Genomic DNA, 16,315 nt, shown 5'->3' with positions numbered 1-16,315 from the left:
CAAAAACTGAGCTTGCAATTTTTTCGCTTCGGGTGTCAGAGTCCGCTCCATGGTATCGAAGCGACTCTCACGGCTCGAAGGTCATCGCCGCAAATTCATGGCAGTGATCGACGGTACACCCGAATGCCAGCGCGCCGTTCATTATGCCGGCCGGCGCGCGAAGAATTCCAATGGCGGCCTCGTGCTGCTCTACGTGATCCCGGACGGCGATTTCCAGCAATGGCTCGGCGTCGAGGAGATCATGCGGGCCGAGGCGCGCGAGGAGGCTGAGGCGGTGGTCGCCAAGATTGCCCAGATCGTGCGCGAAACGATCGGCATCGAGCCCGAGATCGTCATCCGCGAGGGCAGCGCGGCCGAGCAGATCAACGCCATGATCGAAGAAGACCGCGATGTGGCAATCCTGGTTCTTGCCGCCGGTTCGGCGAAGGAAGGCCCAGGGCCTCTGGTTTCATCGGTCGCCGGCCGTGCCGCCGCCTTTCCGATCCCGGTCACCGTGCTGCCGGATACGTTGACCAACGAGGAAATCGACGCGCTCTGCTGAGAATCTTGAGTACAAGTCTCTTGAATAGAGCCCGCATTGGGCTTATTTTCTTTTGAAGAATTCTAAAGTCGGCTGAGGTCACGGGCCTGCCGCATGGAGATCCAGATGTTCATTCAGACCGAAGCCACACCCAATCCCGCCACGCAGAAATTCCTGCCGGGCAAGGTGGTGATGGAAAACGGCACGGCCGAATTCCGCAGCGCCGAAGAGGCGCAGGCCTCGCCGCTTGCGGCTCGCCTGTTCGATATTCCTGGCGTGACCGGCGTCTATTTCGGCTACGACTTCATTTCCGTCTCCAAGGACAATGCCGAATGGCAGCATCTTAAGCCGGCTATCCTCGGCTCGATCATGGAGCATTTCATGTCCGGCAAGCCCGTCATGGGCGATGCCTCCATCCTCTCCGAAGATGCCGATGCCGACGAAGAATTCTTCGACGAGAGCGATGAATCCATCGTGCTGACCATCAAGGAGCTTCTCGAAACCCGCGTGCGCCCGGCCGTTGCCCAAGACGGCGGCGACATCACCTTCCGCGGTTTCAAAGACGGCAAAGTCTATCTGAACATGAAGGGTTCCTGCTCCGGCTGCCCGTCCTCGACGGCAACGCTGAAGCACGGCGTCCAGAACCTGCTGCGCCATTTCGTCCCGGAAGTGCAGGAAGTGATCGCCGCTTAAGAATCCGGAGTTTTCTCCGGCCGTTCATGTCAGGTTCGGCCAGAGGGATTTATGAATAGGCGACAATAGTTTATTCGGAAATTGATGGCATGATCGTTCTGGCGCTCGACACGGCAGGTGTGGATTGCGCTGCCGCCGTCTATGACAGCGGCAGGAATACGGTGCTGGGGGAGGCATCGGACATGATCGGCAAGGGGCATGCTGAACATCTGATTGGTATCGTCGACCGCGCGCTGGATCAGGCCGGAGTGACGCTTTCTCATATCGACCGCCTGGCCGTCACCATCGGCCCCGGCTCCTTTACCGGCATCCGCGTCGGCGTCGCCGCAGCCCGCGGTTTTGCGCTCTCCCTCAACGTGCCTGCCGTCGGCGTCACCACGCTCGAAGTCATGGCCGCTGCCCGGCGCGAGAAGACGCCCGGCCGCGCGGTTCTCGCGGCCATGGACGCCAAGCGGGACGAAATCTACCTGCAGCCCTTCGCAGCCGATGGCTCGCCGCTCGATGAACCACGGGCGTTGAGCGTCGCGCAAGCCCAGGCTCTTGCGGCCGGCTTCGACGGCGAGATCACCGGATCGGCGACGCCGCTCCTGAAGCCCGGCACTGACGGCGATTACGCCAATAGATTCCCGATCTCCATCGTGGCGCGCCTCGGTGCTGCCGCCTCCCCCGATGCCGGAAAGCCGAAGCCCCTTTATCTGCGCGGACCCGATGCCAAACCGCAGGCCGGGTATGCGATTGCGCGACGAGTATGACGATGCTGGAAGCCTATCTGACGCTGAAGCCCGAATTCGAAATCATCGCCATGGAGCCCGAGGATTGCCGCGATGTCGCTGTCCTGCATGGCGAACGCTTCGCGCGCCCCTGGGGCGACGGCGAGTTCCATAGCCTGCTTTCGCAGGAAACGGTGTTCGGCTTCGTCGCGCGCCAGACCAACGCCATCTTGAGAAAGCCGCTTCCGGGCTTCATCCTCGCACGCGAGGTCGCCGGCGAGGCGGAAATCCTGACGATCGCCGTGCAGGCCAAGGCCGCCCGCTCCGGGCTCGGCTGGCGGCTGATGCAGGCGGCGATGCGGGAAGCGCGCGCACGCGGCGGCGAGACCATGTTTCTCGAGGTCGACAACGGCAATACGGCAGCTCTTGGCCTCTATCGCAAGCTCGGCTTCGAAAAGGTCGGCGAGCGTCAGGGCTACTACAAGCAGGAGAACGGCGCCCTCTCCACGGCGCTTGTCATGAAGCGCGTTCTTAGGTAGTTCCCTGACAGAGAGATGACATGCAGGTCGGCACGAACGCCGTCCTGTCTTGTCGCAAGACGAATATCTTTTTGAAGGCGGGCCATGCCTGATGTAGCCAAGACCCTCGAGGAGCTTTGCACCGAACGCGGCATGCGCATGACCGAGCAGCGCCGCGTGATCGCGCGGATCCTGGAAGACTCACAAGATCATCCCGACGTCGAAGAACTTTACCGTCGCTCTGTGAAGGTCGATGCGAAGATTTCGATCTCCACCGTCTATCGTACCGTCAAACTGTTCGAGGATGCCGGCATCATCGCCCGCCATGACTTCCGCGACGGGCGCTCACGCTATGAAACGGTTCCGGAAGAACATCACGATCACCTGATCGACCTGAAGAACGGTACGGTGATCGAATTCCGTTCGCCCGAGATCGAGGCGCTGCAGGAGCGCATTGCCCGCGAACACGGCTTCCGGCTGGTCGACCACCGCCTGGAACTCTACGGCATTCCGTTGAAAAACGAAGAACGCTGAAGCAATGGCAGCCAGGGAGAGTGGCATTTGATCGCCTGGCTGCGCATCGCCCTCGCCGCGGTCGTCATCTTCGTCGTCAGCATCGCGCTCATCCCGCTGCAGCTGCTGGCCCTGCGTTTCGACTGGCGGCTGCGCCGTTGGCTTCCGCGCATCTGGCACCGCATCGTCTGTTATTGCCTCGGCATCCGCATCCGCGTGAGCGGCAGGCTGGAGAACCGCCGGCCGCTGATGCTCTGCTCCAATCATTCGTCCTGGATGGATATCATGGTGATGTCGGCCGTCGCCGACGTCGCCTTCATCGCCAAGATCGAAGTGGCCGACTGGCCGATCTTCGGCACGCTCGCCAAGCTGCAGAAAAGCGTCTTCGTCGTGCGCGAGGAAAGGCGCAAGACCGGACACCAGGCGAACGAGATCGCCGGGCGCATGGCCGACGGCGAGATCGTCGTGCTCTTTCCCGAGGGCACGACGTCGGACGGCAATCGGCTGCTGGACGTCAAGTCCTCGCTGTTCGGCGCCGCCGCGATGGCCGTGCCTTACTCTCCGACCGGAACGGTCGTGGTGCAACCGGTGGCAATTGCCTATACCAGGGTGCACGGCATCGCCATGGGGCGCTATCACAGGCCGCTCGCCGCCTGGCCGGGCGATATCGAGCTCCTGCCGCATCTCATCGACATCGTACGATGCGGCGCCATCGATGCCGAGGTTTCCTTCGGTGAGGCGGTGGAATACCGCGCCGACACCAACCGCAAGGAGGTGAGCGCGACGATCGCCCTGCGTATCCGCAACCTCCTGAACAGCTGCCTGCGCGGGCGGGAAATTTCCTGAAGCAAGATTTCGATTTTCTCAGGCCGCAAAAACCACTAAATAGCCGGGCATGACACAGGACAGCGCCCTTCTTCAGGCCCCGGAGCAGACGCTCCGCGATGGCAGCAACAGCCGCAAGGTCTTCATCAAGACCTATGGCTGCCAGATGAACGTCTACGATTCCACGCGCATGAGCGATGCCCTCGCCCGCGACGGTTACGAGCCGACGGAAGATATGGAAGAGGCGGACCTCGTTCTCCTCAACACCTGCCATATAAGAGAGAAGGCCGCCGAGAAGGTCTATTCGGCGCTCGGGCGGCTGCGCGAGATGAAAAAGAAGAAGGCGGCGGACGGCCGGGAGATGATGATCGGCGTTGCCGGCTGCGTCGCCCAGGCCGAAGGCGAGGAGATCCTGCGCCGCGCGCCCGCCGTCGACGTCGTCATCGGCCCGCAGACCTATCATCGCCTTCCGGAAGCACTGCGCCAGGCCAAAGAGGGCCGTCGGGTGGTCGATACGGAATATGCGATCGAGGACAAGTTCGAGCATCTGCCGATCGCCGAAAGCCGGAAGATCCGCGCCCGCGGTGTCACCGCCTTCCTGACGGTGCAGGAAGGCTGCGACAAGTTCTGCACCTTCTGCGTCGTGCCCTACACGCGCGGCTCGGAAGTGTCGCGGCCGGTTTCCCAGATCGTCGAGGAAGCCGAAAAGCTGGTCGAGGGCGGCGTGCGCGAGATCACCCTGCTCGGGCAGAACGTCAATGCCTGGCACGGCGCCGGGCCGCGCGGCGAAGCCTGGAGCCTCGGCGACCTGCTCTACCGCCTCGCCGAGATCCCCGGCCTTGCGCGGCTGCGTTATACCACAAGCCATCCGCGCGACATGGACGACCGGCTGATCGAGGCCCATCGCGACCTCCGGGCGCTGATGCCCTACCTGCACCTGCCGGTGCAATCGGGCTCAGACCGTATCCTGAAGGCAATGAACCGGCGCCATACGGCAGCCGAATATCTCAGCCTGATCGAGCGCATCCGCACGGTGCGGCCCGACATCGCGCTGTCGGGCGATTTCATTACCGGCTTTCCGGGGGAGACAGACGCGGATTTTGAGGATACACTGAGACTTGTGGAGGAGGTGCGCTATGCGCAGGCCTTCTCGTTCAAATACTCGACTCGGCCGGGCACACCCGGTGCGGAACTGAAGGATCAGGTGCCGGAAGAAACCAAGGCAGAACGGCTGGAACGCCTGCAAGCGCTTCTCCTGAAGCAGCAGCAGGAATTTGCCGAATCCTGCATCGGCAAGGAGATCGATCTGTTGCTCGAAAAGCCCGGCCGCATGGCCGGCCAGCTGATCGGACGTTCTCCCTGGCTTCAGTCTGTGAATGTTGATGCAAAAGCATCGCAAATCGGTGACATTATTAAAGTGCGAATCACCGGAACCGGAACCAACAGCCTGTTTGCCGAACGCGCAGAGGCTGCGGTTTAACCCAAGGAGCCCGACCGCTTGAATGGACAAGAATTGGTTTCTTCTTCACCGCGCCACCCCCGCACGCCGAGCGACACCAATCACTTCGTCCTGACGTTCGAGAACAATCGGTTCGCCAGCGAGCTCTTCGGCCAGTTCGACCAGAATCTCAAGCTGCTCGAAGAGCGGCTCAACATCGATGCGCGGGCGCGCGGCAATTCCGTCGTCATCACGGGCGACGTCGTGGCCACCAACCAGGCGCGGCGAACGCTCGATTATCTCTATGAAAAGCTTCAGAAGGGCGGCAGCGTGGAACGATCCGACGTCGAAGGCGCAATCCGCATGGCGGTCGCCGCCGACGATCAGCTCAGCCTTCCCACAATGGAGCGCAAGGCCAAGCTGACCATGGCGCAGATTTCCACCCGCAAGAGGACGATCATCGCGCGCACGCCGACGCAGGACGCCTATATCAGGGCGCTGGAGCGCGCCGAGCTCGTCTTCGGCGTCGGTCCTGCCGGCACCGGCAAGACCTATCTCGCCGTCGCGCACGCCGCCCAGCTTCTGGAGCGCGGCGCGGTCGAAAAGATCATCCTGTCGCGTCCGGCGGTCGAAGCCGGTGAGCGCCTCGGCTTTCTGCCGGGCGACATGAAGGAAAAGGTCGATCCCTATCTCCGCCCACTCTATGACGCGCTTTACGACATGATCCCCGCCGACAAGGTCGACCGGGCAATCACCGCCGGCGTCATCGAAATCGCGCCGCTCGCCTTCATGCGCGGCCGCACGCTCGCCAATGCCGCGATCATCCTCGACGAAGCGCAGAACACCACGTCGATGCAGATGAAGATGTTCCTGACGCGCCTCGGCGAAAACGCGCGTATGATCGTGACCGGCGACCCCAGCCAGATCGACTTGCCGCGCGGCGTCAAATCCGGCCTCGTCGAGGCCCTGCAGCTTCTGAACGGCGTCGAGGGCATCTCGATCGTGCGCTTCAAGGATACCGACGTCGTGCGTCATCCGCTGGTCGGGCGCATCGTCAGGGCCTATGATTCCACCTATGCCGTCGAAGCCGAAGACGTCAGCCGGCAGGACTAATGGCCGAACTCGACATCCAGATCAGCGTCGAGGACATCGGCTGGCCCGGGGAGGAAACGCTGCTGTCGTTTTGCGACCGCGTTCTCGGGGCGGCCGCGGTCTATCTGCGTGACAGCGAGAAACAGCCCTTTCCGCAGATGCCGCCCGAGGTTTCTCTGGTGTTTACCGACGATGCCTCGATCCAGGACATCAATGCGGAATGGCGCGGCAAGGACAAGGCGACCAACGTGCTCTCCTTCCCGGCCTTTCCGGTTCAGCCCGGCAAGATGCCGGGCCCGATGCTTGGCGACATCATCATCGCCCGCGAGACCGTGGAGCGGGAAGCCCAGGAGCTCGAAAAGAGTTTCGACGACCACCTGACGCATCTTCTGGTCCATGGTTTCTTGCATCTTCTCGGCTACGACCATATGAATAGTGCCGAAGCCGAAATTATGGAGGGGTTGGAGACTCGCATTTTAGCGCAGCTCGGCCTATCTGATCCTTACGAGGGTCAAGACCTTAAAATGGAACCATGAGCGACTTTACGACGAAGCCGGCGGCAGACGCCAAGGACTCCGAGCCATCCTCTTCCTCAGACGAGGCGGGCAGTAGTAGTCGGCCATCCGGCCGACCCCAATCCTTCTGGTCGCGCGCCGCGCGCATCCTTCGCCCACAACAAGGTTCGCGGCTGCGCGAGGACCTCGCCGACGCGCTGATGACCGATGCGGCCGGCGACGACGCCTTTTCGCCCGACGAGCGGGCGATGCTGCACAACATCTTGCGCTTTCGCGAGGTGCGTGTCGCCGACGTGATGGTGCCGCGCGCCGATATCGAGGCGGTCGACCAGAACATCACCATCGGCGAGTTGATGATCCTCTTCGAGGAATCCGGCCGTTCGCGCATGCCCGTCTATGCCGACACGCTCGACGATCCGCGCGGCATGGTGCATATCCGCGACCTGCTTTCCTATGTCGCCAAACAGGCGCGCAACAAGCGCCGTAACCCGGCAAAGCCGGCCGCCGCAACGCCGGCCATCGAGGTCGCGCCCGAGAACATCCAGAAGCCGCCGCGCTCGGCCAAGCCGAATTTCGATCTCGCCCGTGTCGATCTGCAGAAAACGCTGGCCGAAGCCGGCATCATCCGCAAGATCCTGTTCGTGCCGCCGTCGATGCTGGCATCCGACCTGCTTCGCCGCATGCAGGTGAACCGCACCCAGATGGCGCTTGTTATCGACGAATATGGCGGCACCGACGGTCTCGCCTCGCATGAGGACATCGTCGAAATGGTGGTCGGCGACATCGACGACGAACATGACGACGAAGAGGTGATGTTCAAGCGCGTCGCCGAAGACGTCTTCCTCGCCGATGCCCGCGTCGAACTGGAAGAGATCGCCGAAGCGATCGGGCCGGATTTCGATATCAGCGAGCAGGTCGACGAGGTCGATACGCTGGGCGGCCTGATCTTCTCCGCCCTCGGCCGCATCCCGGTGCGCGGCGAAGTCGTCCAGGCGCTGCCGAACTTCGAGTTCCACATCCTCGATGCCGATCCGCGCCGCATCAAGCGGCTGCGCATCACCCGCAAGCGTCACGCCATCCGCCGCCGCGCCAAGGCGGACGGCGACATCGGCCCCGGTTCCGAGGTCGGCGACGACAGGCCGGCCGAATCGACTGCCAACTGACAGGACAAAGAGCCGCTTTTTTGAAAGACTGCGGATGGGTTGATTCGCGGCTTGATGGGAGTGCGCATGGAGCGGCTTGCGGACAGGGTTATCCTCGTCTGGGGGTTCAAACGGTCGTTGCTGGCCGTCTTCGCCGGGGCATTCGCCGTGCTGGCGCTGCCGCCCTTCGGCTTCTTCGCGGCGATGTTCTTGTCCTTCACGCTGCTCGTCTGGCTGATCGACGGGGCAGCGGCTTCGCCTGAAAGCAGTCTGATCGGCCGGCTGTGGCCGGCGTTCACCGTCGGGTGGCTCTTCGGCTTCGGCTATTTCGTCGCCGGTCTCTGGTGGCTCGGCCACGCGCTGCTCGTCGATTCGGACGAATTCGTCTGGGCGCTGCCCCTCGCCATCCTCGGCCTGCCGGCCTGTCTTGCGATCTTTTACGGCCTGGCGACCGCGCTTGCCCGCATCTTCTGGTCGGACGGCCTGGGGCGGATCGCCGCGCTTGCGGCAGCCTTCGGGCTCTTTGAATGGCTTCGCAGCACGATCCTCACCGGCTTCCCCTGGAACGCCGTCGGCTACGGCATGATGCCCGTTCCGCTGATGATGCAGTCGGCGCATGTGATCGGCGCGATGGGAGTGACGGCCCTTGCCGTCTTCGTCTTTTCCGCCCCTGCCCTTGCGGGAACACGGCAAGGCGTGCTGCCGGGCATCGCGCTTGCCGTCGCGCTGTTTGGCGCCCATCTCGGTTACGGCGCCTATGCCCTCTATCTCGCGCCGCGGCCGCAACCCCTGCCCGAGGACAAGCGGCCGGTGGTGCGGCTGGTGCAGCCAGCCATCGACCAGTCGGCGAAGATGGACAACGACGCCGACCGCAATGCGATTTTCGAAACGCATCTGAAGCTTTCGGCCGAAGCGCCTCAGAATGGCGGGCGCAAGCCTGATATCATCGTCTGGCCGGAAACCTCGATCCCGTTCATCCTGACTGACAACCAGGATGCGCTGACGCGGATCGCCGACACGCTCGACGACAACCAGATCCTGATCGCCGGCGCCGTGCGCGCCGAGGAGATGGGGCCCGGCACGCCGGTGCGCTATTACAATTCCATCTACGTGATCGACGGCCGCGGCCAGATCATCGCCGCCTCCGACAAGGTGCATCTCGTGCCTTTCGGCGAATATCTGCCCTTCGAGGACGTACTCACCGAACTCGGCATCCAGAACGTTGTCGAGATTCCGGGCGGATTTTCGGCCGCCGCCACCCGCCATCTGCTGGCGCTGCCCGGCGGCCTCAACCTCTATCCGCTGATCTGCTACGAGATCATTTTTCCCGGCGAAATGACCGGCGACATCAAAGACGCGAATGCGCTCCTCAATATCACCAACGATGCCTGGTTCGGCATCACGCCCGGCCCCTATCAGCATTTCCAGCAGGCGCGGGTGCGGGCGATCGAGACCGGCCTGCCGCTGATTCGCGACGCCAACAACGGCATTTCGGCCTTGGTGAACGCGCATGGAGAAATTGTTGCGGGCCTCGATCTTGGTGAGACCGGCTTTATTGATGCAACTGTTGATGGGCTCGGCAATGGGTTCGGGACAACATTCCCCCATCAAACATACTTCTGGTTGATTGAGGCGCTGTTGATTTTGATTGCACTAATTTCACGCGCAGGTTTTATTTCAGGGTTGAATTGACCAAAAACCCCTAAAATTGCATAGTAGTGTCAATCGGCGTTCTTAACGTATGTTAATCGGTGGGTTCCCACCGCTTACAACGTGGCGTTTTGGGATGGATCAGGGGCATGCCGGTTAGAAACAGGTTGAAATTCGTAGCTAGGGCACGACCATGATTGAAAACAAGAAGAAGCCGAATCCGATCGACATTCATGTCGGCAGCCGCATTCGCCTTCGCCGCACGATGCTGGGCATGAGTCAGGAAAAGCTTGGCGAGAGCCTGGGCATCACCTTCCAGCAGATTCAGAAATACGAAAAAGGCACCAACCGCGTCGGCGCAAGCCGCCTGCAGAACATTTCGAGCATTCTCAATGTTCCGGTGTCCTTCTTCTTCGAGGATGCGCCGGGCGAACATTCCGGCGCCATCGGCGGCATGGCGGAAGCCTCCAGCTCGAATTACGTCGTCGATTTCCTTTCCTCCTCGGAAGGCCTGCAGCTCAATCGCGCCTTCGTGAAGATTTCCGATCCCAAGGTCCGTCGCAAGGTTGTGGAGCTTGTGAAGGCGCTTGCCGCCGAAGCCGACTCCGACTGAGCCATCTTCATTGCAGAAATTCGAAAAGCGGTCGAAAGGCCGCTTTTTTGCTGTTTTAGGGCAAAATTTGTCACTTTGCCGCAGATATAAAGATATATTTATGTCGTTGTACGCTTGTCATCAGCCCCTGAACTGAGTACCTACTAGCTAGCTTTTGTTCTTTGAGGGGAATCCCGGAATGCGCGCGAATTATCTCTTTACCAGCGAATCTGTTGCCGAAGGTCATCCGGACAAGGTGTGTGACCGCATCTCCGACGAGATCGTCGACCTGGTCTACCGCGAAGCGGCCAAAACGGGCGTCAATCCCTGGGGCGTGCGCATTGCCTGCGAAACGCTGGCAACGACCAACCGCGTCGTCATCGCCGGCGAAGTCCGCCTGCCGCCGAGCCTGATGAAGAAGGACAAGGACGGCAAGGACGTCATCAATCCGTCCAAGTTCAAGGCCGCCGCCCGCCGCGCCATCAAGGATATCGGCTATGAGCAGGACGGCTTCCACTGGAAGAAGGCGAAGATCGACGTGCTCCTGCACTCGCAGTCGGCCGACATCGCCCAGGGCGTCGACAGCGCCGCCGACCAGCAGGGTGACGAGGGCGCCGGCGACCAGGGCATCATGTTCGGTTACGCCTGCAAGGAAACGCCGGACCTGATGCCGGCGCCGATCTATTACTCGCACAAGATCCTGCAGCTGCTCGCGGTGGCCCGCAAGAAGGGCGACGGCGAAGTCGCCAAGCTCGGCCCCGACGCCAAGAGCCAGGTGACCGTACGCTACGTTGACGGCAAGCCGTCGGAAGTGACGTCGATCGTGCTTTCGACCCAGCATCTCGACGACAGCTGGGATTCCAAGAAGGTCCGCGCGGTCGTCGAGCCCTATATCCGCGAAGCGCTCGGCGAACTGAAGATTGCTGAAGACTGCAAGTGGTACATCAATCCGACCGGCAAGTTCGTCATCGGCGGACCGGACGGCGACGCCGGCCTTACCGGCCGCAAGATCATCGTCGACACTTACGGCGGTGCCGCTCCGCATGGCGGCGGCGCATTCTCCGGCAAGGACACGACCAAGGTCGACCGTTCGGCCGCCTATGCCGCTCGCTACCTCGCCAAGAACGTGGTCGCCGCCAGCCTCGCCGACCGCTGCACGATCCAGCTCTCCTACGCGATCGGCGTCGCTCAGCCGCTGTCGATCTATGTCGATCTGCACGGCACCGGCAAGGGTGTTTCGGAAGACCAGATCGAAGCTGCGATCCGCGAGAATATGGACCTGTCGCCGTCGGGCATCCGCCGCCACCTCGACCTCAACAAGCCGATCTACGCCAAGACCTCGGCTTACGGCCATTTCGGCCGCAAGGCCGGCCGTGACGGCTCGTTCTCCTGGGAGCGCACCGACCTGGTGAAGGCCCTCAAGGAAGCGGTCAAGACCAAGGCTGCTGCATGACGGATATGGAACGCCGGGGCCGGGCGACCGAAGCCTTCTTCGGTCGCCGCAAGGGAAAGGCCCTGCGCGAACAGCAGGCCGAAACATTGCACAGCCTGCTGCCGGCATTCCTCATCGATCTCTCGGCGGCTCCCCCGGAGCCGCCGACTTCGCTTTTTCCGGTTCCGGTCGAGACATTGCGGCTGGAAATCGGTTTCGGCGGCGGCGAACATCTGATGCACCGCGCGCTTGAGACGCCGTCCACCGGTTTCATCGGCGTCGAGCCCTTCGTCAATTCCATGCAGAAGCTGCTCGCGCGCGCCGGCCAGACCGGAACGCAGAACATCCGCGTCTATAATGACGACGCGACGCAGCTGCTCGACTGGCTGCCGGACGCCTCGCTCGACCAGATTGACCTGCTCTATCCCGACCCTTGGCCGAAGCGGAAGCACTGGAAACGGCGCTTCGTCTCGAAAACCAATCTCGACCGCTTTCACCGCGTGCTGAAGCCCGGCGGCCTGTTCTGCTTCGCCTCAGACATCGATACCTATGTGAACTGGACGCTGCTCAAATGCCGCGACCACGGCGGCTTCGACTGGCTGGCTGAAAATACCGCAGACTGGCTGACGCCTTACGAGGGCTGGCCGAGCACCCGCTACGAGGCCAAGGCGCGGCGCGAGGGCCGGTCGTCGGCCTATCTGACGTTCAGGAAAATCTGAGAGTCGGCGGCTAAAGGGCAGTTACAGGCACAGCACCAACGGCGATTGGCCCCTGAGGCAGCGTCGCAAAAATTAGGCACCCTTTGACGGTCAGTGCAGGCTGACCGTCTTCAGTTCGTCCTCGGCAGCCTTGAAGAAGGTGCTGGAGCGGTTGTCCGTCAAGAGGATCGGCGTGCCGTCGGCGCCGAAAAGTGCCCAGAGATCGACGTTCGGATCGATGTCCGGCGCCTCGGGAAAACACTTGGCGACCTCTTCGGTGCGCATCTTTCTTATGTAGGCGACCTCGCCGCTGCCGATATGGGCAAGCTCGGACTTGGTCAGACGAGACGTGGCTTCTTTCATCAACATTCCTGTTCCTCCGAGAGAAGGGACCAACGGTTTTTGGAAACCGTTGTGCTACTGTGAGACCGAAATGTTAATTTTCTTGACCATGCGCGCGGGTTCCGGACGAATTAGATCGACGGAGAGCAAGCCGTTCTTCAAGCCGGCGCCCAAAACCTGCATGCCGTCCGCCAGGACGAAGGTGCGCTGGAACTGACGGGAGGCGATGCCGCGATAGAGATAGTCCCGCTCGCCCTGCTCCGCCTGGCGGCCGCGGATCACAAGCTGATTCTCCTCGGTGGAAATGTCGAGTTCTTCCTCGCTGAAACCGGCAACGGCAAGGGTAATGCGCAGGCGCTCCGGCGCGCCGCTATCGGCGGCGATGCGCTCGATATTGTAGGGCGGATATCCGTCGCTCGCCTTGGAAATGCGCTCCAGCGTCTTTTCCATGGCATCGAAGCCCAGAAGCAGCGGGCTGGCGAAAGGGGTAATGCGGCTCATCTGTTTTCAAGTCCTTGACGCAAGCGACCATCCCGGACCTCATACGCAGCATCCGGATGGCGCTAATATGGGGACAGGATCCCGGCCCTGCAAGGCGCAGGCGAGATGTCGGCGTCGCCTCCTCGATTTGGCTGGCGCGGCAGCTTCCTCCTTGCTTGACAAAGAGCCTGCAGCCTCGCATCAAAACGTGCCCGCGCGATGTGCTGATTTGTGACGGGATATGAAGAAAATGGTGCATGCACAAACAGAGCGCCGCGAGGATGGGACAATCGGAATGGCACACGTGAGAAAAATCATCATCGACACGGATCCCGGCCAGGACGATGCAGCCGCCATCATGCTTGCCTTCGGCAGCCCCGATGAGCTGGAGGTGCTTGGCATCACCACGGTCGCCGGCAACGTGCCGCTTCCGCTCACGAGCCGCAATGCGCGCATCGTCTGCGAACTCTGCGGCCGGCCGGAGACGAAGGTCTTCGCAGGCGCCGACACGCCGATCGCCCGCAAGCTGGTGACGGCGGAACATGTGCACGGCAAGACCGGTCTCGACGGCCCCGAACTCGACGAGCCGACGATGGCGCTGCAGCCCGGCCACTCCGTCGATTTCATCATCGAGACCCTGCGCCGCGAGGCGGAAGGCACGGTGACGCTCTGCACGCTCGGGCCGCTTACCAACATCGGCATAGCCTTCCAGAAGGCTCCCGACGTCATCCCGCGCATCCGCGAGCTGGTGATGATGGGCGGCGGCTTCTTCGAAGGCGGCAACATCACGCCGGCCGCCGAATTCAACATCTATGTCGATCCGGAGGCGGCCGACATCGTCTTCCGCTCCGGCGTTCCGATCGTAATGATGCCGCTCGACGTGACGCACCAGCTGCTGACCCGCAAGGACCGGGTGAAGCGCATGGCCGAGATCGGCACGGCGCCGGCCAAGGCGATGGTCGAGATGCTGGAATTCTTCGAACGCTTCGATATCGAGAAATATGGTTCAGACGGCGGGCCGCTGCATGATCCCACCGTTATCGCCTACCTCTTGAAGCCGGAGCTTTTCAAGGGCCGGGACTGCAATGTCGAGATCGAGATCCAGTCCGAACTCACCGTCGGCATGACCGTCGTCGACTGGTGGCATGTAACCGAGCGCAAACGCAATGCGAAGGTCATGCGCTATGTCGATGCGGACGGCTTCTTCGATCTTCTGATCGAACGCTTCGCCCGCATCTGACTTTTCGGCTTTCCTTCCCTATCGACGGGAAGGAAAGCAACTCAGGCGTCTTTCTCGTCGAAAACGGAATTGGCTTCGGCTTCAACAGGCTTCGGGCCGCCCTTGGCGACGCCGACCATGGCCGGGCGCAGCACGCGCTCGCCGATGGTGAAGCCCGCCTGTACGACCTGGACGACGGTGTTGTTCGGCACCTCGGGGTTCGGCACTTCGAACATTGCCTGATGGAAATTGGGATCGAACTTCTGGCCGACCGGCTCCAGCTTGCGCACGCCATGGCGCTCAAGCGCCGAGAGCATGGCGCGTTCGGTCATCTCCACACCCTCGATCAGCGTGGTCAGGCCGGCATCGGCCGTGGCCTTGGCCTCCGGAGAGATGGCATCCAGCGCCCGGCGCAGATTGTCGGAAACGGCGAGCATGTCGCGCGCAAAGCCGGCGACGGAATAGGACTTGGCGTCCTTGACCTCACGCTCGGTGCGGCGGCGCAGATTGTCCATCTCGGCGGCAAGGCGCAGATAGCGGTCGCGCAGCTCGCCGTTTTCGGCTTTCAGAAGCTCGAGCGGGTCTGGCTGGGCGGTCTCTTCCTGCACGGTATCGTTCTCGACGTAGGCGGCGGCGTCGGCTGCGGCATCGGCCGCAGTTGCGTCAGGTCCGTTTTTCGTCGTTTCATCGGTCATGACGGTCTCCGGTTGGTGTCTTCAGATGCGCCCGATATCGAGGTTTGACCGGAAAAAATCAAGTCTGCGTGACGAAGAAGCGAAAATTCCGCGCCTTCTTTCGAAACGCCTTCAAAGCGGATTGCGCGAAAGGCGGGAGACGAGCTGGGCGGTGTAATCCACCATCGGCACGATCCGGGAATAATTGAGCCGCGTCGGGCCGATGACGCCGACAGCGCCGACGATCCGGTCGTCCTCGTCACGATAGGGGGCGACGATGAGCGACGAGCCGGACAGCGAGAAGAGCTTGTTTTCCGAGCCGATGAAGATGCGCACGCCCGAACCGCTTTCGGCCAGATTGAGAAGCTCGATCAGGCTGTCCTTCTTTTCGAGATCGTCGAACAGCATGCGCAGCCGGTCGATATCCTCGGCGCCGGCAAGGCCTTCGAGCAGATTGGCGCGGCCGCGGATGATGAGCTGGGCGGGCTTCCCCTCATCAGGGCTGCCGGACCAGACGGCGATGCCACGCTCGACGAGATCGCGCGACAGGGCATCGAGCTCGTGACGGACATCATCCTTCAGGCGGCTCAATTGCTTGCGCAGCTCCGGCAGGGTCTGACCGGACATATGGGCATTGAGGAAATTCGCCGCTTCCGTCAGTTGCGAGGATGTGATGCCCGCCGGCAGCTCGATAATGCGGTTTTCCACCTGGTCGTGGTCGCCGACGAGCACGGCGAGCGCCTTGGTCGGCTCGAGCCGGATGAACTCGACATGTTTCAGCACCGGATCGCTTTTCGAGGTAATGACGAGGCCGGCGCCGCGCGAAATGCCCGACAGCATGCGGCTCGCCTCGTTCATCATCGATTCCAGAGGATTGCCGCCGGCTTCGGCCCGCACCTGGCGGTCGATATTGGCGCGGTCCTCGGCAGAGAGATCGCCGACCTGCATGAAGGCGTCGACGAAGAAGCGCAGTCCGATCTGGGTCGGCAGCCGGCCGGCGCTGACATGCGGCGAATAGATCAGCCCCAGCTCTTCGAGATCGCTCATGACGTTACGCACCGAGGCCGGCGAGAGCGACATCGGCAGAAGGCGCGACAGATTGCGCGAACCGAGCGGCTCGCCGCTTTCCAGATAGCCTTCGACGATGCGGCGGAAAATTTCCCTGGAGCGCTCGTCCAATGCAGCAACGGCATCCGAAACCGACGTCGACCTGATGCCCATGAACTTCTCGAACCCACGCTGATGATGCTCTCGAAAATATA

At 62.0% G+C, this 16,315-nt stretch carries 19 protein-coding genes; 15 read left to right on the top strand and 4 right to left on the bottom strand.

Features of this window, described 5'->3' with window-relative positions; all coding sequences use genetic code 11:
- Positions 1-49 precede the first annotated feature (49 nt).
- The 14 genes from ATY76_RS20935 to ATY76_RS20870 all read left to right on the top strand — a co-directional run bounded on the left by ATY76_RS20935 (position 50) and on the right by ATY76_RS20870 (position 12,359).
- The gene (locus ATY76_RS20935) at positions 50-541 is read left to right on the top strand and encodes a universal stress protein (protein ID WP_088676627.1); all 492 of its coding nucleotides are present in this window, start codon (positions 50-52) and stop codon (positions 539-541) included.
- A gap of 105 nt (positions 542-646) precedes the next feature.
- Complete coding sequence (locus ATY76_RS20930; RefSeq protein WP_088676962.1) at positions 647-1,213, top strand: NifU family protein; 567 nt, start codon at positions 647-649, stop codon at positions 1,211-1,213.
- Positions 1,214-1,302: 89 nt separating this feature from the next.
- Entirely contained in the window at positions 1,303-1,965 is a 663-nt protein-coding gene (gene tsaB / locus ATY76_RS20925; protein ID WP_088676626.1) for a tRNA (adenosine(37)-N6)-threonylcarbamoyltransferase complex dimerization subunit type 1 TsaB, read from the top strand.
- On the top strand, positions 1,962-2,462 hold the full coding sequence (locus ATY76_RS20920; RefSeq protein ID WP_190233704.1) for an N-acetyltransferase: 501 nt from the start codon (positions 1,962-1,964) through the stop codon (positions 2,460-2,462). Before tsaB ends, ATY76_RS20920 begins: the two co-directional genes overlap by 4 nt.
- 84 nt (positions 2,463-2,546) lie before the next feature.
- Positions 2,547-2,975: a Fur family transcriptional regulator gene (locus ATY76_RS20915; RefSeq protein WP_088676624.1), complete on the top strand. Its 429-nt coding sequence runs from the start codon at positions 2,547-2,549 to the stop codon at positions 2,973-2,975.
- Between the two features lie 27 nt (positions 2,976-3,002).
- A complete protein-coding gene (locus tag ATY76_RS20910) occupies positions 3,003-3,800 on the top strand; it encodes a 1-acyl-sn-glycerol-3-phosphate acyltransferase (protein WP_088676623.1) in 798 nt (265 codons plus the stop codon).
- Positions 3,801-3,849: 49 nt separating this feature from the next.
- Positions 3,850-5,259: a tRNA (N6-isopentenyl adenosine(37)-C2)-methylthiotransferase MiaB gene (gene miaB / locus ATY76_RS20905; RefSeq protein WP_088676622.1), complete on the top strand. Its 1,410-nt coding sequence runs from the start codon at positions 3,850-3,852 to the stop codon at positions 5,257-5,259.
- An 18-nt stretch (positions 5,260-5,277) separates the two neighbouring features.
- Positions 5,278-6,330, top strand: a complete 1,053-nt coding sequence (locus ATY76_RS20900; RefSeq protein WP_088676621.1) for a PhoH family protein — start codon at positions 5,278-5,280, stop codon at positions 6,328-6,330.
- Positions 6,330-6,845, top strand: a complete 516-nt coding sequence (ybeY, locus tag ATY76_RS20895) for an rRNA maturation RNase YbeY (protein ID WP_088676620.1) — start codon at positions 6,330-6,332, stop codon at positions 6,843-6,845. The genes ATY76_RS20900 and ybeY overlap by 1 nt, the downstream gene beginning before the upstream one ends.
- Positions 6,842-7,987 carry a hemolysin family protein gene (locus ATY76_RS20890; protein WP_088676619.1) on the top strand — a complete coding sequence of 382 codons (1,146 nt, stop codon included), beginning with the start codon at positions 6,842-6,844 and terminating at the stop codon, positions 7,985-7,987. The genes ybeY and ATY76_RS20890 overlap by 4 nt, the downstream gene beginning before the upstream one ends.
- A 66-nt stretch (positions 7,988-8,053) precedes the next feature.
- Positions 8,054-9,658: an apolipoprotein N-acyltransferase gene (gene lnt / locus ATY76_RS20885; RefSeq protein ID WP_088676618.1), complete on the top strand. Its 1,605-nt coding sequence runs from the start codon at positions 8,054-8,056 to the stop codon at positions 9,656-9,658.
- Between the two features lie 151 nt (positions 9,659-9,809).
- On the top strand, positions 9,810-10,229 hold the full coding sequence (locus ATY76_RS20880) for a helix-turn-helix domain-containing protein (protein WP_088676617.1): 420 nt from the start codon (positions 9,810-9,812) through the stop codon (positions 10,227-10,229).
- A gap of 178 nt (positions 10,230-10,407) precedes the next feature.
- A complete protein-coding gene (gene metK / locus ATY76_RS20875; RefSeq protein WP_088676616.1) occupies positions 10,408-11,661 on the top strand; it encodes a methionine adenosyltransferase in 1,254 nt (417 codons plus the stop codon).
- Positions 11,658-12,359, top strand: a complete 702-nt coding sequence (locus ATY76_RS20870) for a tRNA (guanosine(46)-N(7))-methyltransferase TrmB (RefSeq protein WP_088676615.1) — start codon at positions 11,658-11,660, stop codon at positions 12,357-12,359. The genes metK and ATY76_RS20870 overlap by 4 nt, the downstream gene beginning before the upstream one ends.
- 90 nt (positions 12,360-12,449) lie before the next feature.
- Here ATY76_RS20870 and ATY76_RS20865 read toward each other — a convergent pair whose 3' ends face one another.
- Complete coding sequence (locus ATY76_RS20865; RefSeq protein ID WP_088676614.1) at positions 12,450-12,707, bottom strand: DUF1150 family protein; 258 nt, start codon at positions 12,705-12,707, stop codon at positions 12,450-12,452.
- Between the two features lie 48 nt (positions 12,708-12,755).
- Entirely contained in the window at positions 12,756-13,181 is a 426-nt protein-coding gene (locus tag ATY76_RS20860; RefSeq protein WP_088676613.1) for an Hsp20 family protein, read from the bottom strand.
- A gap of 274 nt (positions 13,182-13,455) precedes the next feature.
- Between ATY76_RS20860 and ATY76_RS20855 the strand changes: the two genes are divergently transcribed.
- Positions 13,456-14,400 carry a nucleoside hydrolase gene (locus tag ATY76_RS20855; RefSeq protein WP_088676612.1) on the top strand — a complete coding sequence of 315 codons (945 nt, stop codon included), beginning with the start codon at positions 13,456-13,458 and terminating at the stop codon, positions 14,398-14,400.
- 41 nt (positions 14,401-14,441) lie between these two features.
- Here the strand turns inward: ATY76_RS20855 and grpE are convergent, their stop codons facing one another.
- Both grpE and hrcA read right to left on the bottom strand, forming a co-directional pair.
- Positions 14,442-15,074 (bottom strand): nucleotide exchange factor GrpE, encoded by a 633-nt coding sequence (gene grpE / locus ATY76_RS20850; protein WP_088676611.1) that lies wholly within the window; start codon positions 15,072-15,074, stop codon positions 14,442-14,444.
- A 111-nt stretch (positions 15,075-15,185) separates the two neighbouring features.
- The gene (hrcA, locus tag ATY76_RS20845; RefSeq protein ID WP_088676610.1) at positions 15,186-16,274 is read right to left on the bottom strand and encodes a heat-inducible transcriptional repressor HrcA; all 1,089 of its coding nucleotides are present in this window, start codon (positions 16,272-16,274) and stop codon (positions 15,186-15,188) included.
- Positions 16,275-16,315 lie beyond the last annotated feature (41 nt).

The sequence above is a fragment of the Rhizobium sp. R339 genome, from assembly GCF_002211395.1.
Taxonomy (GTDB): Bacteria; Pseudomonadota; Alphaproteobacteria; order Rhizobiales; family Rhizobiaceae; genus Rhizobium.
The sequence above is the reverse complement of the archived record's forward strand: the minus strand, read 5'-3'. Positions and strand labels throughout refer to the sequence as shown.

Excerpts from the sequence above, each read along its gene's own strand:
- ATY76_RS20935 (WP_088676627.1), top strand. The coding sequence starts at position 50 with ATGGTATCGAAGCGACTCTCACGGCTCGAAGGTCATCGCCGCAAATTC.
- ATY76_RS20930 (WP_088676962.1), top strand. The coding sequence starts at position 647 with ATGTTCATTCAGACCGAAGCCACACCCAATCCCGCCACGCAGAAATTC.
- tsaB (WP_088676626.1), top strand. The coding sequence starts at position 1,303 with ATGATCGTTCTGGCGCTCGACACGGCAGGTGTGGATTGCGCTGCCGCC.
- ATY76_RS20920 (WP_190233704.1), top strand. The coding sequence starts at position 1,962 with ATGACGATGCTGGAAGCCTATCTGACGCTGAAGCCCGAATTCGAAATC.
- ATY76_RS20915 (WP_088676624.1), top strand. The coding sequence starts at position 2,547 with ATGCCTGATGTAGCCAAGACCCTCGAGGAGCTTTGCACCGAACGCGGC.
- miaB (WP_088676622.1), top strand. The coding sequence starts at position 3,850 with ATGACACAGGACAGCGCCCTTCTTCAGGCCCCGGAGCAGACGCTCCGC.
- ybeY (WP_088676620.1), top strand. The coding sequence starts at position 6,330 with ATGGCCGAACTCGACATCCAGATCAGCGTCGAGGACATCGGCTGGCCC.
- ATY76_RS20890 (WP_088676619.1), top strand. The coding sequence starts at position 6,842 with ATGAGCGACTTTACGACGAAGCCGGCGGCAGACGCCAAGGACTCCGAG.
- lnt (WP_088676618.1), top strand. The coding sequence starts at position 8,054 with ATGGAGCGGCTTGCGGACAGGGTTATCCTCGTCTGGGGGTTCAAACGG.
- ATY76_RS20880 (WP_088676617.1), top strand. The coding sequence starts at position 9,810 with ATGATTGAAAACAAGAAGAAGCCGAATCCGATCGACATTCATGTCGGC.
- metK (WP_088676616.1), top strand. The coding sequence starts at position 10,408 with ATGCGCGCGAATTATCTCTTTACCAGCGAATCTGTTGCCGAAGGTCAT.
- ATY76_RS20870 (WP_088676615.1), top strand. The coding sequence starts at position 11,658 with ATGACGGATATGGAACGCCGGGGCCGGGCGACCGAAGCCTTCTTCGGT.
- ATY76_RS20865 (WP_088676614.1), bottom strand. The coding sequence starts at position 12,707 with ATGTTGATGAAAGAAGCCACGTCTCGTCTGACCAAGTCCGAGCTTGCC.
- ATY76_RS20860 (WP_088676613.1), bottom strand. The coding sequence starts at position 13,181 with ATGAGCCGCATTACCCCTTTCGCCAGCCCGCTGCTTCTGGGCTTCGAT.
- ATY76_RS20855 (WP_088676612.1), top strand. The coding sequence starts at position 13,456 with ATGGCACACGTGAGAAAAATCATCATCGACACGGATCCCGGCCAGGAC.
- grpE (WP_088676611.1), bottom strand. The coding sequence starts at position 15,074 with ATGACCGATGAAACGACGAAAAACGGACCTGACGCAACTGCGGCCGAT.
- hrcA (WP_088676610.1), bottom strand. The coding sequence starts at position 16,274 with ATGGGCATCAGGTCGACGTCGGTTTCGGATGCCGTTGCTGCATTGGAC.